The following is a 21,724-nucleotide window of genomic DNA, read 5'->3' on the forward strand; positions in this document are numbered from 1 at the left end:
ATGGCTACCATCGCCCCGCAGCGACCCGAGGTCCGTTCGAGCCCCACCGCCTACGAAGCGCTGACCAAGCACTTCGCGGAGCATCCCGAACAGCGGCTCCAGCACACGCACAAGTGGGACGTCAGCCGGAGCGATATCTATTACGAGAATACCTGGCAGCCGATCTTCAAGGAGATGCGCGAAGCAGGGCCTTTACACTACATCGAGGATAGCCCTTTCGGCCCCTACTGGGCAGTCGTGCAGCACAAGGCGATCCAGCACATCGAAGCCCTGCCCGAGATCTTCTCTTCGAGCTGGGAATATGGCGGCATTACGATCCTCAACCGGCTGACGGAAGAAGAGCTGGCCGAGACCGGCGTCGACCGGCGCGAACTGCCGATGTTCATTGCCATGGACCGGCCGCAGCACACGGGCCAGCGGCGCACCGTCGCCCCCAAGTTCACGCCGAGCGGCATGGCGGAGATGGAAGGCGAGATCCGCCAGCGGACTGGCGAGCTGCTCGATTCACTACCGCGGGGCGAGGTTTTCGATTGGGTCGACAAGGTGTCGATCGAACTGACCACCGGCATGCTCGCCATTCTCTTCGGGTTTCCCTGGGAAGACCGGCGCCTGCTGACCTTCTGGTCGGACTGGTCGGGCGATACCGAACTCGCCAGTGTGCGTGAGCTCGACGAAATGCGCTGGAGCTTCCTCCATGAGATGGGAGCCTACTTCCAGTCGCTGTGGGTCGAACGCACGATGGACAAGGAGCCCGGCGACGACCTTATCTCGATGATGATCCACTCCGAAGCGATGAACCAGATGCGGCCCGAGGAATTCATGGGCAATCTGGTGCTGCTGATCGTGGGCGGTAACGACACGACCCGCAATTCGATGAGCGGGATCATCTACCAGCTCGACAAGAACCCCGACCAGCGCAAGAAGTTCGAACAGAATCCCGACCTCATCCCCAACGCCGTGCAGGAAATCCTGCGCATGCAGACCCCGCTCGCGCATATGCGCCGCACCTGCACCGAAGACACCGAGGTCTTCGGCAAGCAGATCAAGAAGGGTGACAAGGTGGTGCTGTGGTATCTGAGCGCCAACCGCGATGAGCAGGTATTCGAGAACCCCGATAAGCTGGATATCGAGCGCGAAAACGCGCGTCGCCACATTGCTTTCGGATACGGGATCCATCGCTGCGTCGGCGCCCGCCTTGCCGAGCTGCAGTTGCGCATTTTGCTAGAAGAATTGCACAAGCGGCGCATGCGCGTTCACGTGGCCGGCGATATCGAGCGTGTACGGGCGAATTTCGTTCATGGTTTCCGCAAGCTCGAGGTCGAGATCACCGAGTTTTGACGACCCGGCGCTGTATCGCGGCGTAACCTTTTGGCTGTTTCAAGCGTAAGTTCAGGTGCGCAAGCCTACCATGCGCGCATGAAACGGAACGACGCCATGAACAATCAACCTTCGCGCCGCGGCTTTCTGGGATGGATCGGAGCCTCGGCGAGCTTTGCGACCCTTGCGGCCTGCGGGTCCGGCCGGGCCGAGGCAAAGAGCTTCCCTGTCTCGTTGAGCGAGGCGCAGTGGCGCAGCAAGCTGACGAAGAGCGAATTCTACGTTCTGCGGCAGCAAGGTACGGAGCGGCCCTATTCATCGCCGCTCAATGAGGAAAAGCGCGCTGGCACCTTCGTGTGCGCAGGCTGTGGCAACGCGCTCTACGGTTCGAAAACCAAATATGATTCAGGAACGGGCTGGCCGAGTTTCTGGGCGCCGGTCGATAAGGGTGCGGTCGGCACAAGCCGCGATTTCAAGCTCGGATACCCGCGAACCGAAGTGCACTGCGCCGATTGCGGGGGCCATCTTGGACATATTTTCAGCGACGGTCCGCGTCCTACCGGCAAGCGCCACTGCATCAATGGCGTGGCGATGGATTTTCGACCGGCTTAGCTTTCAGGGCTGCTTGCGGACACGCCAGACCTTGAGCGCCTCCGGACCGTCCAGATCGACAGGCTCCAGCCACTCCGGCGGGGCTCCGCTCAACAAGCCCGCAACGAGACTTTCTTCACCCCCCAGGCTCGCCAGCAAGTGCGGCTCGGCAATGTCGGTGCATACCACGACGTAGTCTGCCTGGCGCCGCTCGACGATCGCGCGGGCTTCCTCCGGGGAAGAGGTCAGCCCCGCTATGACATCGCGCATGGCCAAGTTCGCCCGATGATGTCCGGTTGCCACGACGGCATGCGGCGTGTTGAGCAGGATGAATGGCCCCACGTCGAGCGGCGAAAAAATTATAGACCGAGGCAAAGCCGCGAGCCCGCTGGTGCTTCGGCCCAGATCGCATGTGGACGCGCGTAGTTGCATCTCGGCCCATGCCGCTTCGCGGGGGTTGGCGGCGCTGTGGCTTCGCAAGACTTCCAAACCCAAGGTTATCGGCCCACCTGGCAAAAGCACCAGATAAGCCAAGAGGGGGGCCATTGCCCTCATGAAAAACCATCGGCCGTCACGAACAAGCGCCACCGCCCGACTGGCAAGCCACCCGCTGGGAACGGCAGCAATGACGGCAAAAAAGTAGAGCGAGCGGAAGGTCGCAATCGTCGAAAGCGCTGCCACCACCAAGAGGAGCATGTGCTCCTGCCACCACCGGCGCTGCCAGTCACGCCTTCGAAGGATAAGCAACGTACAGGCAAACAGCGCAATGACCATTTGTGCGATTGCGACAAGGTATTCACCCGGCGCTTGTCGCCAGATCGGCATTCCCTCCATTACATTGGCGTACCAATAGTCGCGCACCATTGGGTCCAGCACGCCGAATGGGGCAGTAAAGCACTGTGGTCCCGAGAGGGCGATGAAACCAAGGCCCAGCGCCCCCACGAAAGCAAACAGGATTGCCAGCATGACCAACGGCAATTTTGGCAGCGCCGCGATGGCTCCTGTCCCCAACGCCGCGATCACGAAGAAGCCGATGTGCGGCAATGAAATAGTGTCGCAGAATGAAGAAGCGGCGGGAATGCCCCGCGTCGCAGCGAAAGCGATGACGATGGTCAGGGCCAGAGCCTGCATATAAGCCGCCAGCCATATCCGTTGGCGATAGTCCCTCGCCCACCGCAGCGCCAATACCGCGCCGAATCCCGCCACCATCGGGAGAACCTCGAGCGATATGACGACGCCGAGAGCCATTGCGATACCTGCAGTGGCACCGCCACGAACCGCGGACCGCCAGGATATAGCCCATAGAGCTGTCGCTACACTGAGGATTTGCCAGGAGTGATGATCGATCCTCAGCGGCTGCATCTGGATCATGAAAGCCGACCAGAGGACAAGGATGATCGCAGCGAAGATGGCTTCCGTCCGGCCGAATAACCTCCACGCGATGCGCGAGACGATCATCAGGATCGCAAGGAGTATCAGAGGGGGCAGCACGAGCGCGACGATCCATTCGGCCATTGCGGTCCCGACCAGCGGCTCCAGCAACAGGATCGACAAGGCGAGGGGGATGTCGACAAGCCGCGACCAGTGCATCGCGACACCGTCAGGAGGATTTATCCGGTACTGATGGAGGTCGAACCAGCCTTGGCCCCCAAGAAGATCCCGCACCTGGACCAGGCGCAGCACGTCGTCGGGACCGGGGAACCGGCGCTCGACGATATAGGGAAATGCCAAGGCGCTGAGTAATCCGATACCGAAAACCCATACAATGAGCACCCCGATTACCGGATGCCTGTCGGAACGCAGACGCCGGTCATCTTTCATCGGATGGTCGTCCGCCCGAACACGATAGTCTTGCGCAGGAGGTAGGTTACCGCAAAACTGAGGAGTATCGCCGCGACCTTGGCTACTCGCGGATCGATCCCACCGCGATCCCCTGCCCAGACCATCACGGTCGTCAGGGCAAGCCCGATTAGGGCCGAGCCAACGAATAGGGCTTTCTGGCGGCCGCGTCCCTTACCTTTACCCGCGACGGTGTCGTGGAAGACGGTCCTGCTCGACAAAATCCAGTGGACGACGATGCCGAGAGAATAGCCGGCGGCAGCCGCCAGCGGAGATGCCATGCCGATTGCTAGCAGGACAAGGAAGGAACCCATGTCGACTGCAAGTGCGCCGATGCTCGCCAATCCATAGCGAACCAAGCGGACATCCCGCAGCCTTGCCAGCATTCCTATCAAGCTTTGGCCCCCCATCGCGAGCGACACCCCGCCGTCCGCAGCACGCCTCTTTCGCAAATCATGGTAAATAAAACGCAAAATCGGCCCGGGCGCCAGCCATTTACCTTTTCGCCGTGTTCATCCGGGTCGAAATACGAACACCAATCTCAAGGTCCAGACGGCCAGAAAGCTTACTCCCATTGCCACCAGCTTGCCGATGCGCGGATCGACATCGGCTTGGCCGGCGAACCAGACAATGCCTGCCGTAATTGCAAGCCCGGCGAAGGCCGACATCAGAAACAGGAGTTGCTGCGTGCCCCGCGCCAGGCCCTTGCTCGCGAGACGGTCCGCAAACACGAAGCGGCTCGAAACCAGCCAATGGACGGCCACCCCCATGATGTAACTCGATACGGCGGCAAACACCGGTGCAATCCCCTGCCTGTATAGGAGAAGAAAGCCGCCAAGATCGATTATCGTGCCGGCGAAGCTCGCCACCATGTACCGGGCGAGCCGCCACCGGAAAATGCGCTTTAGGAACTCGGTCAACGGGTCGTCAGGCGGATTTCTTCACGCGCTCGGGGACATCGCGGACCGATGAGAGTGCGGCGGCCTGATCGGCGCTTAGTGCGCGGTTCGGCAGGGATTTTTCAGCGCCCTCGTCGCCCGCCTCGTGATATTCCGCATCCTCGTTCACACACCAGGTGTCGTAAATCCGCTCGCCCGCCAGGATGTTCTCGACCGTGAGCATGGCCGTCATCATCGCGTGGTCCTGGTTGTTGTAACGGTGCATCCCGTTGCGCCCGACGAGATGGAGGGTCGGATGCCTGGCTTCCAGTTCCGCGCGCATTGCGTCGACATTGGCCGCGTAATCCTCGTCATAGACAGGATAGGCCTTCTCCTGTCGCACGACAGCTCCGCTCTTCACCTTGCGACGATCGACGAGCCCGAGAACTTCCATTTCATCGGTAGCAAGAGCAATGAGATCGGCGTCATTCATCGACCAGAGACCATCGCCTTCGAAGCAGAAATACTCCAGCCCAACGCACGCCATATCGGGATCGGGGATCATCTCCGGAGACCAGCTGCGGAAGTTCTGGACGCGCCCGACCTGCACCTTGCTGTCATGGATATAAATCCAGTTGTCAGGGAAGAGGTCTTCACCTTCCACCATCAGAGCGACGGTAAGGAAGTCGCGGTATTTGAGGTCGTTTGCCTGGATCGTGCTTTCCGGCAGGGGATGGAGACGCTTTGCAAGCTGGCGCATCGGGGCGGAACTGATTGCATGGTCGGCTTCGATGACGACATCGCCTCCCTCGCCGCGCGCACTCATGCGCCAACCTCCATTGCCGTCGGCGGCAAGCTGAGACAACTCATGCCCCATGAAAAGGTGGCCGTGGCCGCTCGCCAGAACCTTGTCGCGTGCAGCTTCCCACATCATCCCGGGACCGAGGCGCGGGTACCGGAACGTTTCCAGCAGCGTCTTGGTCGCCATACCGTCATTGGGCCTCTTGTTGAGGCCCAGACTGCGTTTGAGGCCATCGATCACTGCGCTCCATAGCGATAGGCCCTTGATGCGCTGCGCAGCCCAGTCCGCGCTCATTTCGTCGCAGGGCATCCCCCAGACCTTCTCGGTGTAGGTTTTGAAAAAGATCGAATAGAGGCGCTTGCCGAACTGATTGGTTGTCCAGTCCTCGAAGCTTTTAACCCGCTTGATAGGGAAGAGCTTGTAGCGAAGGTAAGAGACCATGCAGGCTGTCGATCGCAGGATGCCCAGGTTCGAAAGAGCCTCGAAGGCCCGCAGCGGATAGCTGTAGAACTTGCCCTCGTAATAGATCCGGCTCATGCGGGGGCGCTGGATGAAATCGTCCTCTCCGAGAATCTCGTTCCACATGTCGACGACTTGCGAACTCTTCGAGAAGAACCGGTGTCCGCCGATGTCGAAGCGGTACCCATCATGCTTCACGGTCCGGCTGATGCCGCCGACGTAGGTCGGGTCTTTCTCGACGATTGCGACGGACTTGCCCTGCTTGGTCAGCAAATAGGCAGCCGTCAGACCGGCAGGTCCGGCACCGATGATCGCAACATCGACTTTGAGCGGCGAATTGACACTATCCATTGAAACCCCCGGCATCTCTATAGCCGGAAGTGAAGGAAAATGGTTAGCTATTCGTTAAAATCGTTCTGGATCGCAGGTGTAGTGCGCGATCGAGGCTGGCTATTGTGGCTCCAGCATCGACGGGCATTGGACCGCTGCCGCCATCAGAGCGAATTCCCGTAGGGAGAAGGTGTTCTCGAACACGAGGCCATAGTTCGAATCCCTGCGCCAGCGCACTTTTGCCTGCGTTTCCGGAAAACCCGGTCCCTCTACCCTGACGGTCTGGTCGAGTGCGAAGACGCTGTCGCATTCGATGCGGGCGCCCTGCTGCGAGATGTTCAGGGTAACCGCGTTCGCTTTCTGCGTGAGGGTGGAGATCGTCAGGGGGATCATGATATTCAAACGCAATTGGCGCTTGGGATAATTCCATGTCTCGTGAACCAGGCGCTCCACGACAACTGGCCTGTCGAAGCGATAACTTCCCTCCAGACCGTTTGAACGCACCTGCTTGATCTCGAAGGATTCGCCGTTCTGAAGTTCGAGAGCGAGCGTAGGATCTGTCGGTAGATTGTGAAAAGCACGGATAGATATGCCGGTCGAAGAAACGTCCCGGACCACACACAGGAACTCCCCCTGTCCGCAGACGAGTTTTGCCGATCGGATCAGCGAAGTATAACGCGGCGCACCACGCTGTTCGCTATCGACATAGCCGCTTCCGGGTTCCGCCCCGAGGCCCGATGAATAATCCATGCTCACAAATTCTCCCAAGAATCCGGCAGTCCCCTGTTAGCCGGAACGAGTCTTGGCATAGCGCCCCTTTGAGGCACTCTAGTAAGCAGCTAGGTATTAACACCTGGATAAGGGCGGTTGCCCGGAGAGCAGTTGTAAGCAGGACGGCGCGATGGCCTGGTGGTGGTGCGGGTGGTGGGACTCGAACCCACACGCCCAGAGGACAGGGGATTTTAAGTCGCTCCGCGTCTGATTACCGGCTTTTACCGGGTAATCCTCAACGCGTGAAAAAGCCCCTGAAAACGCGGCAGAAATGGGGTAAGTTAGGGACGGATTATTACCGGCTGCTACCTACACTTCTCGCTCATTCCCACATCTCGTTACCCCAAAATTACCCCGAGCCTACCCTGCCAATGGGGGGTGCGTTTCGCCACAAATTGCAACCAGTTGCAACGAGCGCGCAGTGACCGTTTTCGTCGTCGCTGACCTCCATCTGGGAGATGATCGCCTCTGCGCTAGGGCGCGCACGCAGTTCGCTACCCTGCGAGAGATGGAAGAGGTGATCGCCTACCGCTGGAATGCTGTCGTGCAGCCGAAAGACGTAATCTATGTGCTAGGCGATGTCGGCCATCTTGGCAGCCTCGCGATCCTGCGGGAGCTTTCGGGCGAAAAGCACCTCGTGGCGGGGAACTGTGACCGTCTCGCCGGTCTTATCGCTTCTCACCTGTTCCGAAGCGTAACGGTCGCCAAGTGGTTACCCGGTGCATTGCTCACGCACATACCCGTGCATGCCAGCCAGCTTCGTGGAGCTACGATAAATGTTCATGGACATCTCCACTCGGCGCGGATTGACGATCCACGATACCGTTGCGTGTCGGTCGAGCAAACAGACTACTGGCCGATCCCACTGTCCAGCTTAACGATGTCCGGATGGAGCACATCGCTTTTGTAGGCGAACTCCCTTAAACCTGAATTTCCAGCGGCAAAGTGAGGCTTTGATAAAGCTCGATTTCCGCACTGTGACGCAGCTGGACAGCGAGCGAGAACCGCTGCTTTTCTATATCCTTCGGTGCCCAACGACGACGACACCAAACAGCCACGTAGTACTTGCTGCCATACGACGACATATCCCTTTGAGCGATAAAGGATGCACATTGCAGCGCGCCTTTCTCGCGAAGTTGCGGGCCTGGGAACGTGTCACAAACATAGCGTTTGGGAAGTTCGGGTGGATCGCCCTCTGCCTTTTCCCACCTGCGAAATTTATCGAAAACTTCCTGCTCATTCGTCCCACGCAATAGTCGCCAGCCCATGGTTACCCCGAGGTAATCTGCTCTCGTTCGACGCACAGGCGGATCGAATGCCAAGGAAACTCTAATCTCTCTCATTCCCTTCGTCGTCTGGAAGACTGGCGGAATGGGCAGCTCATAAACCGCAAACCGATCAAGCGGCAATTCGTCGTCCGTATGAAAGATTACACGGCTGTCATCGGATGCCAGTGCGTGATCGACATTGGCAATGCCGTGACCGCAGACCATCAACGGCGCAGACTTACTTGCCGGGCTTAGTAGATCGACAGTTGCGGGCGGCATTTCGCCAGTTAACGCGAGCATTGCCCGAAGGAAGTTCGCGGATGCGCCAGGGAATTGACTGAGGACCAGAGCCGCTTTGTGCGCGACAACAGGGGTTGAGAATGAAGTGCCCGATCGAGCGCGAAAAAGCTGCGTGACCGGCTCATGGTGAAACGTCCAAACCCCAGCCGCTGACTTCGAGCCACCATTAACTAACGACTTGGTAGGGCCGTCCCAAACCGCACTACCACCGTAATCCACTAGATCGGGTTTCACCATGCCCCTTATGCCCGGACCTGACCTCGTGAAAGGGCTCGGTTGATCTAGACCGCACACTGGCAGAACACCGACAAAGTCGGCATCCTCCTCTTCGAGCGCATTGCAGTGGGCAACAGAGCCAACAGTTAATGCCAGAGCGGCTGTGGCAGGATCAAGGAGGCGAGAGCCGGGTTCAAGCAAGTAGTTCGGATACTCGTCGATTATTTTTTCACCGAACGACACCGTCAGGTCGGTGCGATTGCCCGTAGAAATGACGAAGAGAATGTCCAGCTCTCGCGCAAGAAGATCAAGGGTTTCGGCCCATATTCCAGCCTTACCACCGTCGTATTCAAGCTTTGGATCACCAAGCGAAACGTTAAAAATCCGGCAGCCGTGCTCGTCATGCAGTCGCCTTATGGATTTCTCCATAATTTCTGGAACAGTGATCTCTTTCGGGAACTCCCCTCTCGCGTCCACTACTCGCGCACTCGCTAGCCAAAAAGGCGCGCTAAAATCTCCCGCCTCTTGTCGTGCAGAAACATCGCCATATGCGGCCATTGACGCGACCGATGTCCCATGCCCAGCCTCGTCGGCGTCCGACCATTGATCGTGGGAGGAGAATGTACCCTTCATGGCATAAGCTAGAAGTGGATGGCCGAAGTTTACGCCGCTATCAATCACGCCGATTGCAAGCGCGTTATCGGGTGGAGGTTCTCCCGCATCAATATCATCGGCGGTTACATCGCCAATATCACCAACTTGAAGATCGGGACGTGGCGGAAGTTCTACAGATGCTACCTCAGGCATTTCGAGGGCGGATTTGATGGCAGCACCATTCGCTTCCACCCTGCATAGAAGCAGGTGATCCCCCATGTATGTATTGAGAATTACTCCTCCATGAGCACCTAAACTCTTTTCAAGACGCATGACAAAAATTTCGGCCTGCATGTCGTCCGCTGGATGAAACAGTTCAACATCAACTAGGTAGGTTTGATCATCAGCGAAATCAGCGGCTTGAAGTAAGCCCATCGCCTTAAGGCTATTCCCAATACGGTCATCCGCCTTCGCCGTGCCGATCGCTTCAATTGCCTCAATAAGGCCAGCATAGCTCGGGTTCTTTTGACCAGGGGGTAAATCTCCTTGATACGCCTCAACTCGCCTACGGAACTCGTTCAACTCCTGATCTGTTGCGAACAGCAAAAGCGTCTTATCGGCATCCTCGGAGAGGACAATGAGGCCCAAGCGCTCCCACTCGCCTTCGTCCACGTAGCCAGCAAGCTCAATTCTCAGGATCAGAGAAGGATCAACGCCCTCCGTGCTCGGCGCGCTCTTGTGATCCTCAAGGACTTGCTCGATTTGCCCTTCTATTCGCGGTCCATGCGTGCCGCGATCACGCTGCGGGTTGCCGCCGAACCCTTGGGGCTTGCGCCGTTCCATCTCGCCTTCGAGACGTTTAAGCGCGAGATGCGCATGCTCTGCCATTTTCGACGACCCCCGAAGCCCTCAATCAATCTAAAATCGTATTCTCTATTCTAGAGCGTCGGGACTCGTGCTCGAGAGCGGCCACGAATGCCTGTTCTGAAATAGACGATTCACGAGCAAGAATAGAGGTTCGAATGGCACTCAAGCAAGTGCGTTCCACTTGCGCGTACGACATTCCTTCAAACCGTTCGGCAAATCTTGAGATATCAAAATCAGCACGGAAATTTCTCGTCTTGATCTTGAGCAGCCTGCGTATTTGAGCTTTGCTTGGCTTCTCAAACACAACTACCTCATCAAAGCGACGCCAGATCGCTCTGTCCACATGCTCTTCCAAGTTCGTTGCTGCGATGAGAAGACTTCGACCCTCGAAGCGATCAATCATCATAAGCAAACTATTTACAACTCGCCTGATCTCGCTGTGCTCAGTTGCATCACTCCTGGCTCGTGCGATCGCGTCGAACTCATCCAAAAACAGGACCATGGACCTGCTTTTTGCCGCCTCAAAGAGTTTGCGGAGATTGCTGGCAGTTTGCCCCAGATGCGAAGCGATGATGGCATCAAGGCGTGCGACGACCAATGGCATGTGCAGTTCCGATGCCACGACCTCGGCACACATCGACTTTCCACATCCTGGAGGCCCACAAAACAGCATCTTGGATCGCACGTTTAAGCCATGGCGCCTGATCTCATCGCCCCGACGAAACTCATTAGCTACACCTAGAAGTGTATAGGCGCTGTCACGACTAAGGATGATATCGCTCGCGGGTCGCGACGGGTGAGTTACTTCAACTAGGTCACCAAATCCCTCGCGCGACGCCAAAGTCTGAGAAAGTCGCCGCGACCGCGGTTTGGGCGTTGAGCCGGCCTTCAAATCTTCCTCAGCACCGGCCAGCATCGAGCCACTTCCAGCGGTAGGGGCCGAGGCGGCTTTAACAAAGTATTTGGCCTTGCGATCACTCACTACTTTCTTTCGGCTACGAGCCATGTCCTCGTTCTGATCTTCGATCCCACTCCCATCTGCGAACGTGAGCGGCAAGTCATCGAATTTTTCCATGCGCCTCCCCCGTGCGCTATCTGCGCAAGAAAGCCTAGACTAATCGTACGGATGTTGAAAGCATTCGACCAAGGTAGTTGGTGATGACCGTTGCATCAAAAATTGTAGGTTTTGATGCAGCGCGATCGGGCACGCCCGCCTGCGTCGAAAGATACGGATTGCTAATTCTGATGCAATTTCATAATGTTATGGTACCTTTTGAGGCATCGGAGACACTATGAGCCGTATCGCATATTACCGGGTTTCCACTGGGGGGCAGAGCATCGAAGCCCAGCGCGAAGCGTTGGCGGGGCCGTTTGATCGCGAGTTCGCCGACGAGGGGGTAAGCGGTGCCAGCTTGGCAGCATCGCGCCCCGCATTTTCCAAGCTTCTGTCGTACATCCGCGAGGGCGATACGCTGTGTGTTTACGCCCTTGATCGCCTTGGCCGCGACGCTCTGGACGTGCAGTCAACTGTGCGTCGCCTGCTTGAAGAAGGCATCACGCTCGACGTGCGTGGGCTGGGGCCTATCGGCAAAGGCGTAGGTGAACTTATTGTCGCAGTACTCGCCCAGATCGCAGACATGGAGCGGGATCGCATCCGGGAACGGTGTGAAGCAGGCCGCGCCGCTGCGCGAAAGTCGATCCGCGAGACGGGCAAGACCCATAGAGGCAAAGCAAGCCTTGGCAGACCTTTGGCCGCCGACCCTATTGAGGTTCGGCGCTGGCGCGCAGAAAATGGCGCGACGATCCGCGAAACGATGGCCCAATTTTCCATATCGAAGGCAACAGTGGATCGGTACTGCGCCACCTCGGCAGGTCGGTAAAAGGCGTTATGCCAGCAACGGCATCCCGCCATCCTCCGCCCGTGCCATGCAGGTCGGTTCTCGCTCACTGAATTGCGAACGCCGAGAAGCGATTAGGCGACGAACGGCCCGAACTGTTCTGCGAGCATCGGGACACCAACGCCAACGAGCCAACTTCTTGTCCACTGCATGTTCGATGGCGTCGATCTCGTGGCCCCAGCAAAGCTGGAGGCGCGATGCGATTGATGCCTGCCATGCGTTCAAGACCTCCCAAGGCACTAGGGCGTCCGGTTTGTCCTCACGTCGAATGTACCAGACGCCGAGGAACTTGAATGGCTTGCTGACAGGCCAGGTCGTCACGGTCAGTTTGAAGGGGCCAGCGCCGTGGTCCGCGAATGCGGTACGGGCAAGCTCGACGACTTCCCTCACTCTATGTCGCGGAGCAAGCACCCCGACATTGTCAGACCATATGAATGTCGGCAGTTCCTCGAAGACAACGGCGCTTCGGATCACTGCCGCCATCACCTGCTCTGCGATGAGGCTAGATAGTGCCGAGCCTTGCGGGATGCCCCGCTGGCCCCCCTCTCTGATTGCTTCTTGCGTGGCAAGAACGGTGGCCATTTCCCTTGGAGCATCCAACATCATTCGGCCCAAATGAACCTGATGCTGTATGATTGCCGGGTCCAGGCCCAAGTGCCTCTCCAGCCAGCCCTGCGAGATGGAGCCATAGAAGTCTACCACATCAAGATGGATGAACTCCCAGTTCGCATCGCAACGTTCGAGGGCCGTTAGGAGAGCTTCGCGGACCGCCGCTGGTCCACGACGGTTAGCATCACGCGCGAGCATGTACTGTGCGTCATGGAGGTCCGCAAAGGGTGAGAGAGCGGATCGGAGCATGATTTGGCGTGCTCGATCCACCCAATAAAACGAGGTGATGAGGCGCGTGCCTCTGTTGTTATCCTTCTTGATCAGGAACTGGCGCGCTCGCGCGGGCCGGGTCAATCGGCCTACCTCTGGCAGTTTGTCAAAGACCGCCCTTAGCCGCTTCTGGCGTATAACTTCGCGCTCAACTTCTGACTGGCTTTGGCGCGTGCGCCATCGCTTCCGCGCTGCCATGAAGAGCGCATCAACCTGAACCTCAAGTCTGGCGAGGTGTTCTGCCCGCGCCCTTCGCGCGTTCTTGTAATGCTTGGCGTCGTGCAGCTTCTGGATTGCGGTAGATGAAGCTCTGGTGCGCAAGCGGCACCACCGCCGGAGGCCCCTTTCAGACGCCCTGCATAGGCGCGCTGCCGCGTTCGGGTTGCTGACGATCACTTGGAGAAGGGCGTGGAATGTGAGTTCCTCCCCATCTCGCGCTCTTGCAGAGCAATGCGGGCAAGCCGGTTGAATTATGCGAGCGCGAGATGATCCGCGAGTTGCAACGGGTTGCATCATTGACCGCTGATCGTCTCGGCAATGTAAGCGTCGATGTCATCGCGCCGATAGAAGGCTCTCCCTCCGATCTTGAATGACTTCGGACCACGCCCCTGCGTGTGCCAATTCGCAAGTGTTTGTGGTGCAACCCCCAGATACCGCGCGGCATGGGAACGTGTCAGCCGCCCATCTGGGGTGATGATCATTTGTCGCTCTCTGACGCGCCGCTGCATCATGGTTTTGGCTCCTTCTCCTGTGGGTGGCGGCGGGCCTCTAACGGGGGTTGACGGAGCCGTCAATACCTTTACTGCAATTCAAGTAAACATAGGAGCTTGTTATGGCTAAGAGCACGATACCAAAGAGGGGAGGGGCGCGGCGTGGGCCTTTCTCGGGGAGCAAAACGACCTTCACAACGAAGATCACTGACAGCACGCTGGAGCGCCTTACCGCTTCTGCCAAAGCGTCGGAGATGTCGATCAGCCAGAAGGGTGAGGCCGCTCTTATTCGAGGCTTGGACTTGGAAGACGATTTTCGTCGGTACTTCGCGCCGAAGTTGCGCGCCTTCGAGGACGCGATGCTCCCCCTGATGCCTCCACATGACGGTACTGCCGATGTTGCGTTGTGGACGCGAACTGCGAGCACCTTGCTCAAGGGGATGGCGAACGACCTTGATCAGGCCATCCACGATTTCGGCGCTTACATCGAGGGCATGTCGCCGACCGCCGAGGTCCAAGCTACTGGCGAAAAACCGGATACGAAGAAGCCTGCGAAGCGACGCACCTACAAGCGCAGCTTGGAAGTGTGAGGCCTTCTGAATGAAATTGCAGAAGATCACCCCGTCGCGACGCAGAGAACTCAAACCCGGAGAGTGCATTAGAGAGGGCGGCATCATCGTTACCAAGCTCGAAAACGGTGACGAGCGTTGGTCGCTAGAGTTCATGTACCTGGGCAAGCGCAAAAAGACTTTGCTCGGTCGAAAAAGCGAGGGTTGGAACGGCACGAAAGCCGTCGAGGCGCGAGATCAGGCTAGGTCCGACATCCGGGAGGGACTAGACACCCAGCCGAAGGGCCGCAGAGTGCCGATGCAGCTTTCTGAACTGGCCTCATGGTATTTGGCCGAGATGGAAGCATCGGGCGGCAAAAATCTTCGACGCAAGAAGTTGCAGATCGAGCGCCGCCTCGTACCCCATCTCGGTGACCTCATCGTGGACGGGATCACAGAAGAGCATATCGGACGGTACAAGCAGGATCTGATTGAAAGCGGCTTAGCTCCCGCAACCGTGAACCGCGACCTTGCTACCTTGCGGCACGTTTGGAGTACAGCGGTCCGCAGGCGTAAGCTCAGACGAGCGCCTTGTGCCATACCCAAACTCGTGGAGCCGGAAGGTCGAACCGTTGTACTCTCTGACGAACAATGTGACGCGCTGATCGAAGCCGCAAAGCGCGACAGTCACCCCTATCTTTGGCTCTTTGTCGAGTTCGGATTAAACACCGCTATGCGGTCAGCAGAGATAGTCTCGGCGCGCTTCGACCATATCGACTGGGACAATCGTCGCCTTTACCTTCCGAGAGCGAAGGCCGGGGACCGGACCCAGCCGCTTACAAACTCGCTTGTCGAGATGCTACGCGCCGAGAGGGAAAGCCGACCCGACCCAGACGGGTGGATATTTCCGTCCTCTTTAACGGCAACAGGACACGTGAATGAGTTCAACGGTCCCTTCAAGCGCGCAGTAAAGGCGGCAGGGTTGCGCGCGGATTTGATCACCCCTCATGTCATGCGGCACACCGCAGCAACAATGATGGTGGCTGCGGGAATGTCGCTTCCTGCTGTCCAGAGAGTGACGGGGCACAAGACCCTAACCATGCTGATGCGCTACACTCATATCGCAGACCGCACTGTCGATGAGACAGTCTCCGCTCTCGATCGCTCGCTTAGATCGAGAAAGGCGGGCTAACGTGGATTACCCCGAAATTACACCGCTGCCCCTATCGACGGAACCGAACACACCTATTGATACGCCAAAAATGGCGGAAAAGCTTGGTGCGGGTGGTGGGACTCGAACCCACACGTCCAAAGGACAGGGGATTTTAAGTCCCCGGCGTCTACCATTCCGCCACACCCGCACGTCTGGCGTGGGTGCCTAGAACGAAGCGTGGGCCCTCGCAATCGCGAAGGCGCAGCGAGCCCCGGTTAGTTCTTGTTGAGCTTTTCGCGGATGTCCTTGCCCGGCTTGAAATAGGGCACCCGCTTGGCGGGAACATCGACCATTTCGCCGGTTCGAGGATTGCGTCCCTGCCGCGCTTGGCGTTCACGCGTCGAAAAAGCACCGAAGCCCCGCAACTCGACACGCCCGCCTTCGGAAAGGCGCTGCGCCAGCTCTTCGAAGAAGATATCTACCACCTGTTCGACCTCTTCTGGGCGCAGGTCCGGATTGTCGTCTGCCAGCGCGGCAAGCAGTTCGGATCGAATCATGTCTCAGGCTCCCTCAATCGCGTCCCCGCGCGATGTAATTTGTCATGTGCGCCCTCGCGTCATGCCTGACCCCTGCACAACACGGGAAACCCTGCCAGAACCCTGATAAGATAGCAATTGTTAATACCCGCCCGTGGCTTAGCGGGACATCCGGCCGTCAGACGGCAGCCAATAACTCGTCCGGTTTCAGGCCGAGGCGTTTGATGCGCGCAGTGATTTCGGGCCACTCTTCCGAAAGGAAGGCCTCTTTCTCGCGCTTGCGCAGCGTTTCGGCGGCACCGCGTGCGACATACATACCCACACCGCGCTGCACCTCGACCAGCCCGTCTGCCTGGAACTGCTGATACGCCTTTGCGACCGTAAGTGGATTCGCGCCCTGTTCGGCAGCGAGAGCGCGGACGGAAGGCAGCATTTGCTCTTCCTGGTAACGCCCATCGATGATGGCAGCCGCGATCTGGTCACGCAGCTTGAGATATACGGGCTTGCTCTGGTTGCTCATGGCCGGTCCCCGGTTCGCGAATAGTGCTTCAGTGCCATAATACAGCGCGGCGCGCAAGGTTCCCGGGTTTCGCGCGTTCATGCCGCGGCAAGCTGGTAGCGTTTGTAACTAAGGCTTCACATGAGCGCAGATGGCGCTAGTGTGCGCGCTTCTTCGGGGAGGGGCCGGCGCAACTGCGCGTCCCTCAGGGACAATAAGGATTTCACACTAATGATCGAAGGTCTCTTCTTCACTTTCGACTCCATGTTCGAAATGTGGGCTTTCTGGATCGCCGTCATCGCATTGGCCGCGTTCCTCATCGGGGGCAGCGTGCTGATTACGCGCCCTCAGGCAGAAGTTCTGGGACACCCCAAGGGTCTGTTCCTGCTGTTCATGGCCGAGATGTGGGAACGCTTTTCCTACTACGGCATGCGCGCCCTGCTGATCTTCTACCTCATCCAGCACTGGATGTTCGCGGAAGAAAAGGCCTACGTCATTTACGGTGCCTATACCGCGCTGGTCTACATCGCCCCGGTTGTCGGCGGCTATCTTGCCGACCAGTATATCGGCCAGCGCAAGGCCGTGCTTTTCGGCGCAGTCCTGCTCACCTTCGGCCACTTCTTCATGGCCTTCGAAGGTTCGGGCGGACAGGCCGATCCGATGATCAACGTCTTCTGGCTGGCTCTGGCCCTCATCATCGTTGGCTCGGGCTTCCTCAAGGCAAACATCTCGGTCATTGTCGGTCAGCTCTATCCGCGCACCGACGTGCGCCGCGATCCGGCATACACCATCTTCTACATGGGCATTAACGTCGGTGCGGCGACCGCATCGATCATCTGCGGCTATCTCGGCCAGACCTATGGCTGGCAGTATGGCTTCGGTCTCGCCGGCATCGGCATGCTTATCGGCCTCGTTTTCTTCGTGCTCGGCAAGCCGCTCCTGCTTGGCCAAGGCGAACCCAAGGATCCGGCCAAGATCAAGGGCGGCAAGGAATTCGCCATCTATGGCGCAGGCCTTGCCATGGTCGCGCTGTGCTGGGCTGCCATCCAGTACCAGGAACTCGTCGGCACCGTGCTCGGTGTGTTCGGCGGCGGCTTGGTGGCCTACGTCCTGTTTACCGCAGTGACCAAGCTGGCACCCGAGGAACGTGATCGCATCTTCGCGGCAATGTTCCTCATCCTGACCTCGATCGTATTCTGGGCGCTGTTCGAGCAGGCAGGTTCCTCGCTCAACGTGTTCACCGATCGCCATGTCGATACGCAGGGCGTCAACGCGTCGATGTTCCAGTCGATCAATGCAATCTACATCGTGCTGCTCGCACCGTTCTTCGCGATGTTGTGGCAAGGTCTCGCTCGCAAGGGCGCGGAACCCAGCACACCGATGAAGTTCGGCCTCGCCGTGATCCAGGTCGGCCTTGGCTTCCTCGTCCTCGTCTGGGGCGCGGAAAGCGCCGGGATCAATGTCCCGACGCCGGTCATCTTCATCTTCCTCATCTACCTGCTGCACACCACGGGCGAGCTCTGCCTGTCGCCGGTTGGCCTTTCGGCAATGAACCGCCTGAGCCCTGCCCATATGGCTTCGCTCATCATGGGCACCTGGTTCTTCGCTTCCGCCACCGGCAACTTTGCAGCCGGCCTTATCGCCGCTGCTACCGGCGGCGAAGGCGTGGGCGAAGAAGCCGGCAAGCAGGTCGTCCTCGACGTCTACTCGACCGTCGGCTGGGTTGCTGTCGCGATCGGTGTCGGTGTCATGGTCGTCAGCCCGCTCATCAAGAAGCTGATGCACCTCGATTCGATCAAGGACGATGCCATCGGCGACGATCTGGAAGGCCAGTCGGAATTCCCGGCCGAGCCGCAAGCTGCTGGCGTCCACCCGACGACCCGCAACGACGCTTGATCGTCCACTTGCAACACTAACGAAAAGGGCGCGGCGCAATCCGCGCCCTTTTTCTTTGCGCGCCATATTTGCAAATCCGAAGTCTCACGGCATGAAGGCACCCATGAAAACAAAGCTCCAGACCATCGCCGCAGGCGCGCTTGGCATTGCGCTCGCCGCCTGTTCGACCACCGGAACAGCAGAAGCCGAAAGCGCCAGCGCGTCGCAGGCCACCACCGACACACCATTTCCGTCGACGTACGCCCCCTACCCTGGCGCACCGACGGCGCTGGTCGGTGCGACGATCTACGACGGCAAGGGTGGCCGGATCGACAACGGCACGGTGTTCTTCAGCGGCGGCAAGGTCGTCTCGATCGGCGGGCCGGATACGCCGGTCCCGGCCGACATCGCGGTGTTCGACGGAACGGGCAAGTTCGTGACGCCCGGGATTATCGACATTCACTCCCACCTCGGCGACTATCCGACGCCCAGCGTCGATGCGCATTCCGACGGGAACGAAGCGACCAGCCCGACCACCCCCGAAGTCTGGGCAGAGCATTCCGTATGGCCGCAGGATCCGGGCTTTGCCCGCGCCCTGGCGAACGGCGGCGTCACCAGTCTCCAGGTCCTGCCCGGCTCGGCCAATCTCATGGGCGGACGCAGCGCAACGCTGAAGAATGTGCCATCGCGCACCGTGCAGGGCATGAAGTTCCCCGGCGCGCCCTACGGCTTCAAGATGGCCTGCGGCGAGAACCCGAAGCGGGTCTATGGCAATCGTGGCCGGATGCCCTCGACCCGCATGGGCAATTTCGCGGTCAATCGCCAGACATGGCTCGATGCGAAAGCATATGACGGCAAGAAACGCGATCTTGCGAAGGAAACGCTCAAAGGCGTTCTCGACGGTGAAATCCTCGTCCACAACCACTGCTATCGTGCCGACGAAATGGCACTCGTCATGGATATGGCCAAGGAGATGGGCTACAAGGTGAGCGCCTTCCACCACGCGGTCGAAGCGTACAAGATCGGCGATCTCCTTCGCGAAAACGACGTGTGCAGCGCGATTTGGGCCGACTGGTACGGCTTCAAGATGGAAGCCTATGACGGCATTCTCGAGAACGCGGCCTACCTCCAGCGCGAAGATGCCTGCGTTGTGATCCACTCCGATGATGCGAACGGCATCCAGCGCTTGAACCAGGAAGCGGCGAAAGCCCAGGCGGCAGGCGCCCGGGTGGGCATCGATATCTCCGATGCGCAGGTAATCCGCTGGATCACCCTCAACCCGGCCAAGGCCATGGGCATCGACGCAATGACCGGCAGCCTCGAGCCGGGCAAAATGGCCGATGTTGTCCTGTGGAACGGGGATCCCCTCAGCGTCTATTCGCGGCCGGAAAAGGTCTGGGTGGACGGCGCTCTCCTGTTCGATGCAATGGACCGCAAGCGCCGGCCGGTGAGTGATTTCGAGCTTGGCCAGCCCGGTGAAGGAGACGTGAAATGAAGCGCGCGCTGACATTCGCAGCGAGCTTCGCAACGCTCGCTTTCGCTCTTCCGGTGGGAGCACAGGACCTTACCATCACCGGCGTGACAGTTGCGACCGGTGACGGCTCCGAGCCGGTCGAGAATGGCGCTGTGATCCTGCAAGGCGGGAAGGTCGTTTACGCTGGGAGCGCCGAGAATATGCCTGCCGCGCCGCAGTCGACGACTATCGACGGGGAAGGTCGCTGGGTTACACCGGGTCTCTTCGCGACAGTCACCAACCTCGGGTTGTGGGACGTTGGGGCGGTTAGCGAATCCAACGATATTCGCGCTGGCAGCTCGCCCTTCAGCGCCGCACTCGACGTGGCACCGGTGATCAACCCTGCGTCCCAGCACATCCTTATCCATCGCGCGGCCGGCATCACCCGCGCCGCCGTCGTCGGGTCGGCCAGCGGGTCGATCTTCGCAGGCCAGGGCGCCATCATCGATCTGGGCTCGGACGCGAATGCGGTTACAAAGCCGCGCGCATTCCAAGTGGTCGAGCTCGGAGAAGGAGGCGCACGCCTCTCGGGGGGAAGCCGGACCTCGGCACAAGCCCTGTTCCGCAATGCCTTGCTCGAAGCGGACGAGTTCGAACGCGGCGGCACGATCCGCAGCACAGGAGGTGGAGGTTCGTCGCAACAAGGTGACGACATCGGGATCGATAGCCGATTGGCGCGCACCTCGCGTGACCGCGCCTCGGACGTTCTCCTCACGCGTTTCGATGCAGCAGCACTGGTGCCCGTCGCGCGCGGCGAACAACCGCTTTACGTCATGGTCGAACGCGCCGCCGATATCCGCAGCGCATTGGCCCTGAAGAAGGAATTTCCGCGCCTCGACATGGTGCTGGTCGGCGCAAGCGAGGGGTGGCTCGTCTCGGCTGAGATCGCGGCATCCGGCGTTCCGGTGATCGCCGACGGGCTCGACGATCTGCCGCAAGGCTTCGATCAACTCGCCAGCACCCAGTCCAATATCGGCCGCATGGTGAAGGCGGGCGTGAAGGTCGCGATAAACGCTTCCGCGATGGAGAACCCGCGCAATCTCAACCAATACGCGGGCAATCTCGTCGCCCTGACCCGTATCCCGGGTGCCGATGGACTTAGCTGGGGCCAGGCTTTTGCCGCCATAAGCTCCGTCCCTGCCGAAATCAGCGGAATGGGCGGCAAGGCCGGCGTTCTTGCACCGGGTGCCAACGGCGATCTGGTCGTCTGGGACGGCGACCCGCTGGAGGTCGGTTCTACACCTGTGCGGGTCTATATCGACGGGATCGAACAGCCGCTCGAAAATCATCAGAGCCGCCTGCGCGATCGATATCGCGAACTCGATGAAAGCACCCTGCCGGAGGCCTACGACTGGTGAGCATCCCCAAGGAAATGCGCGGCATGGTCTTTGCCGTGGCTGCCGCCTTCGCCGCAGTCGGAACATACACGGCGGTCGCGCAGGACAGCCCGCCCGACCGTTCGCAGGACATCGCCTGGATGAATGCGCAGCAGGCCTATCTTGCCAAGCTCGCACCGGAAGATGGCTGGCGATACATGGATGGTGGTCTCTACTGGCGCTATCTCGAATTTGCGGGCAGCGGCGCCAAGCCGACCGTCGCCGACCGGGTCACCGTCCACTATGCGGGGATGTTCATCGACGGGGAAACCTTCGATTCCAGCTATGACCGGGGAGAGCCTGTCACCTTCCCCCTCGGGCGCCTTATCAAGGCATGGCAAATGGCCATCCCCGAGATGCGCGTAGGCGATGCGATCGAGATCGCGGCCCCCGCCGACCTGGCCTATGGAGCCAAGGGCAAGGGCCCGATCCCCGGCGGCGCGACACTCGTCTTCAAGGTCGAGTTGCTAGGCATCGAAAGCCAATGATTGTCACATAGGTTTTT

At 59.2% G+C, this 21,724-nt stretch carries 21 protein-coding genes and 1 tRNA gene; 10 read left to right on the forward strand and 12 right to left on the reverse strand.

The genetic code is table 11. The features are described from left to right. Positions 1-1,338 carry a cytochrome P450 gene (locus CVE41_RS06940; protein WP_100259999.1) on the forward strand — a complete coding sequence of 446 codons (1,338 nt, stop codon included), beginning with the start codon at positions 1-3 and terminating at the stop codon, positions 1,336-1,338. A 96-nt stretch (positions 1,339-1,434) separates the two neighbouring features. After that, a complete protein-coding gene (gene msrB, locus CVE41_RS06945) occupies positions 1,435-1,929 on the forward strand; it encodes a peptide-methionine (R)-S-oxide reductase MsrB (protein WP_100261411.1) in 495 nt (164 codons plus the stop codon). Between the two features lie 3 nt (positions 1,930-1,932). On the opposite strand, the gene CVE41_RS06950 is transcribed toward msrB, so the two are convergent. The 5 genes from CVE41_RS06950 to CVE41_RS06970 form a co-directional block, all read right to left on the reverse strand. After that, entirely contained in the window at positions 1,933-3,462 is a 1,530-nt protein-coding gene (locus CVE41_RS06950; protein WP_198507746.1) for a hypothetical protein, read from the reverse strand. A gap of 263 nt (positions 3,463-3,725) precedes the next feature. Further along, positions 3,726-4,133 (reverse strand): GtrA family protein, encoded by a 408-nt coding sequence (locus CVE41_RS06955; RefSeq protein ID WP_232725828.1) that lies wholly within the window; start codon positions 4,131-4,133, stop codon positions 3,726-3,728. 126 nt (positions 4,134-4,259) lie between these two features. Further along, positions 4,260-4,667: a GtrA family protein gene (locus CVE41_RS06960; protein WP_157799436.1), complete on the reverse strand. Its 408-nt coding sequence runs from the start codon at positions 4,665-4,667 to the stop codon at positions 4,260-4,262. A gap of 7 nt (positions 4,668-4,674) precedes the next feature. Then, entirely contained in the window at positions 4,675-6,237 is a 1,563-nt protein-coding gene (locus tag CVE41_RS06965; RefSeq protein ID WP_198507747.1) for an NAD(P)/FAD-dependent oxidoreductase, read from the reverse strand. A 99-nt stretch (positions 6,238-6,336) separates the two neighbouring features. Further along, positions 6,337-6,966 carry a PilZ domain-containing protein gene (locus tag CVE41_RS06970; protein ID WP_100260003.1) on the reverse strand — a complete coding sequence of 210 codons (630 nt, stop codon included), beginning with the start codon at positions 6,964-6,966 and terminating at the stop codon, positions 6,337-6,339. A 442-nt stretch (positions 6,967-7,408) separates the two neighbouring features. Here CVE41_RS06970 and CVE41_RS06975 point away from each other — a divergent pair, with 442 nt between their 5' ends. After that, the gene (locus CVE41_RS06975; RefSeq protein ID WP_100260004.1) at positions 7,409-7,897 is read left to right on the forward strand and encodes a metallophosphoesterase family protein; all 489 of its coding nucleotides are present in this window, start codon (positions 7,409-7,411) and stop codon (positions 7,895-7,897) included. 10 nt (positions 7,898-7,907) lie between these two features. Here the strand turns inward: CVE41_RS06975 and CVE41_RS06980 are convergent, their stop codons facing one another. Together CVE41_RS06980 and CVE41_RS14730 are read right to left on the reverse strand one after the other, a co-directional pair. Further along, the gene (locus CVE41_RS06980) at positions 7,908-10,253 is read right to left on the reverse strand and encodes a S8 family peptidase (protein ID WP_100260005.1); all 2,346 of its coding nucleotides are present in this window, start codon (positions 10,251-10,253) and stop codon (positions 7,908-7,910) included. A gap of 25 nt (positions 10,254-10,278) precedes the next feature. Beyond that, complete coding sequence (locus tag CVE41_RS14730) at positions 10,279-11,307, reverse strand: AAA family ATPase (protein WP_198507748.1); 1,029 nt, start codon at positions 11,305-11,307, stop codon at positions 10,279-10,281. Positions 11,308-11,524: 217 nt separating this feature from the next. Between CVE41_RS14730 and CVE41_RS06990 the strand changes: the two genes are divergently transcribed. Continuing rightward, positions 11,525-12,112, forward strand: a complete 588-nt coding sequence (locus tag CVE41_RS06990; RefSeq protein ID WP_100260006.1) for a recombinase family protein — start codon at positions 11,525-11,527, stop codon at positions 12,110-12,112. A gap of 6 nt (positions 12,113-12,118) precedes the next feature. Here the strand turns inward: CVE41_RS06990 and CVE41_RS06995 are convergent, their stop codons facing one another. Further along, positions 12,119-13,330 carry a reverse transcriptase domain-containing protein gene (locus CVE41_RS06995; RefSeq protein ID WP_232725829.1) on the reverse strand — a complete coding sequence of 404 codons (1,212 nt, stop codon included), beginning with the start codon at positions 13,328-13,330 and terminating at the stop codon, positions 12,119-12,121. Positions 13,331-13,521: 191 nt separating this feature from the next. Further along, entirely contained in the window at positions 13,522-13,740 is a 219-nt protein-coding gene (locus CVE41_RS07000) for a helix-turn-helix transcriptional regulator (protein WP_232725830.1), read from the reverse strand. 101 nt (positions 13,741-13,841) lie between these two features. On the opposite strand from CVE41_RS07000, the gene CVE41_RS07005 reads away from it, so the two are divergent. Both CVE41_RS07005 and CVE41_RS07010 read left to right on the forward strand, forming a co-directional pair. After that, positions 13,842-14,309, forward strand: a complete 468-nt coding sequence (locus CVE41_RS07005; protein ID WP_100260008.1) for a hypothetical protein — start codon at positions 13,842-13,844, stop codon at positions 14,307-14,309. Positions 14,310-14,319: 10 nt separating this feature from the next. Beyond that, positions 14,320-15,459: a tyrosine-type recombinase/integrase gene (locus CVE41_RS07010; protein WP_100260009.1), complete on the forward strand. Its 1,140-nt coding sequence runs from the start codon at positions 14,320-14,322 to the stop codon at positions 15,457-15,459. A gap of 84 nt (positions 15,460-15,543) precedes the next feature. Here CVE41_RS07010 and CVE41_RS07015 read toward each other — a convergent pair. The 3 genes from CVE41_RS07015 to CVE41_RS07025 form a co-directional block, all read right to left on the reverse strand. Then, a tRNA-Leu gene (locus CVE41_RS07015) sits at positions 15,544-15,628 on the reverse strand. Positions 15,629-15,695: 67 nt separating this feature from the next. Further along, positions 15,696-15,977 (reverse strand): integration host factor subunit beta, encoded by a 282-nt coding sequence (locus CVE41_RS07020; RefSeq protein WP_100260010.1) that lies wholly within the window; start codon positions 15,975-15,977, stop codon positions 15,696-15,698. Positions 15,978-16,134: 157 nt separating this feature from the next. Continuing rightward, positions 16,135-16,476: a GntR family transcriptional regulator gene (locus CVE41_RS07025; protein ID WP_100261415.1), complete on the reverse strand. Its 342-nt coding sequence runs from the start codon at positions 16,474-16,476 to the stop codon at positions 16,135-16,137. Positions 16,477-16,686: 210 nt separating this feature from the next. Here CVE41_RS07025 and CVE41_RS07030 point away from each other — a divergent pair, with 210 nt between their 5' ends. The 4 genes from CVE41_RS07030 to CVE41_RS07045 all read left to right on the forward strand — a co-directional run bounded on the left by CVE41_RS07030 (position 16,687) and on the right by CVE41_RS07045 (position 21,707). Continuing rightward, on the forward strand, positions 16,687-18,351 hold the full coding sequence (locus CVE41_RS07030) for a peptide MFS transporter (RefSeq protein WP_100260011.1): 1,665 nt from the start codon (positions 16,687-16,689) through the stop codon (positions 18,349-18,351). A gap of 103 nt (positions 18,352-18,454) precedes the next feature. Continuing rightward, entirely contained in the window at positions 18,455-19,825 is a 1,371-nt protein-coding gene (locus CVE41_RS07035) for an amidohydrolase (protein ID WP_100261416.1), read from the forward strand. Further along, complete coding sequence (locus tag CVE41_RS07040) at positions 19,822-21,201, forward strand: amidohydrolase family protein (RefSeq protein WP_100260012.1); 1,380 nt, start codon at positions 19,822-19,824, stop codon at positions 21,199-21,201. The genes CVE41_RS07035 and CVE41_RS07040 overlap by 4 nt, the downstream gene beginning before the upstream one ends. Beyond that, on the forward strand, positions 21,198-21,707 hold the full coding sequence (locus CVE41_RS07045) for an FKBP-type peptidyl-prolyl cis-trans isomerase (RefSeq protein ID WP_332835729.1): 510 nt from the start codon (positions 21,198-21,200) through the stop codon (positions 21,705-21,707). Before CVE41_RS07040 ends, CVE41_RS07045 begins: the two co-directional genes overlap by 4 nt. The last annotated feature ends 17 nt before the right edge of the window (positions 21,708-21,724 follow it).

This window comes from Qipengyuania seohaensis (assembly GCF_002795865.1).
In the GTDB taxonomy this organism is placed as follows: domain Bacteria; phylum Pseudomonadota; class Alphaproteobacteria; order Sphingomonadales; family Sphingomonadaceae; genus Qipengyuania; species Qipengyuania seohaensis.

What these genes read in the sequence shown, in the direction of transcription:
- CVE41_RS06970 (WP_100260003.1), bottom strand. Translation starts at nt 6,966, where the DNA reads ATGGATTATTCATCGGGCCTCGGGGCGGAACCCGGAAGCGGCTATGTC.
- CVE41_RS06955 (WP_232725828.1), bottom strand. Translation starts at nt 4,133, where the DNA reads ATGCTGGCAAGGCTGCGGGATGTCCGCTTGGTTCGCTATGGATTGGCG.
- CVE41_RS06940 (WP_100259999.1), top strand. Translation starts at nt 1, where the DNA reads ATGGCTACCATCGCCCCGCAGCGACCCGAGGTCCGTTCGAGCCCCACC.
- CVE41_RS14730 (WP_198507748.1), bottom strand. Translation starts at nt 11,307, where the DNA reads ATGGAAAAATTCGATGACTTGCCGCTCACGTTCGCAGATGGGAGTGGG.
- CVE41_RS07035 (WP_100261416.1), top strand. Translation starts at nt 18,455, where the DNA reads ATGAAAACAAAGCTCCAGACCATCGCCGCAGGCGCGCTTGGCATTGCG.
- CVE41_RS07000 (WP_232725830.1), bottom strand. Translation starts at nt 13,740, where the DNA reads ATGATGCAGCGGCGCGTCAGAGAGCGACAAATGATCATCACCCCAGAT.
- CVE41_RS07010 (WP_100260009.1), top strand. Translation starts at nt 14,320, where the DNA reads ATGAAATTGCAGAAGATCACCCCGTCGCGACGCAGAGAACTCAAACCC.
- CVE41_RS07030 (WP_100260011.1), top strand. Translation starts at nt 16,687, where the DNA reads ATGATCGAAGGTCTCTTCTTCACTTTCGACTCCATGTTCGAAATGTGG.
- CVE41_RS07025 (WP_100261415.1), bottom strand. Translation starts at nt 16,476, where the DNA reads ATGAGCAACCAGAGCAAGCCCGTATATCTCAAGCTGCGTGACCAGATC.
- CVE41_RS07020 (WP_100260010.1), bottom strand. Translation starts at nt 15,977, where the DNA reads ATGATTCGATCCGAACTGCTTGCCGCGCTGGCAGACGACAATCCGGAC.
- CVE41_RS07005 (WP_100260008.1), top strand. Translation starts at nt 13,842, where the DNA reads ATGGCTAAGAGCACGATACCAAAGAGGGGAGGGGCGCGGCGTGGGCCT.
- CVE41_RS07040 (WP_100260012.1), top strand. Translation starts at nt 19,822, where the DNA reads ATGAAGCGCGCGCTGACATTCGCAGCGAGCTTCGCAACGCTCGCTTTC.
- CVE41_RS06990 (WP_100260006.1), top strand. Translation starts at nt 11,525, where the DNA reads ATGAGCCGTATCGCATATTACCGGGTTTCCACTGGGGGGCAGAGCATC.
- CVE41_RS06980 (WP_100260005.1), bottom strand. Translation starts at nt 10,253, where the DNA reads ATGGCAGAGCATGCGCATCTCGCGCTTAAACGTCTCGAAGGCGAGATG.
- CVE41_RS06965 (WP_198507747.1), bottom strand. Translation starts at nt 6,237, where the DNA reads ATGGATAGTGTCAATTCGCCGCTCAAAGTCGATGTTGCGATCATCGGT.
- msrB (WP_100261411.1), top strand. Translation starts at nt 1,435, where the DNA reads ATGAACAATCAACCTTCGCGCCGCGGCTTTCTGGGATGGATCGGAGCC.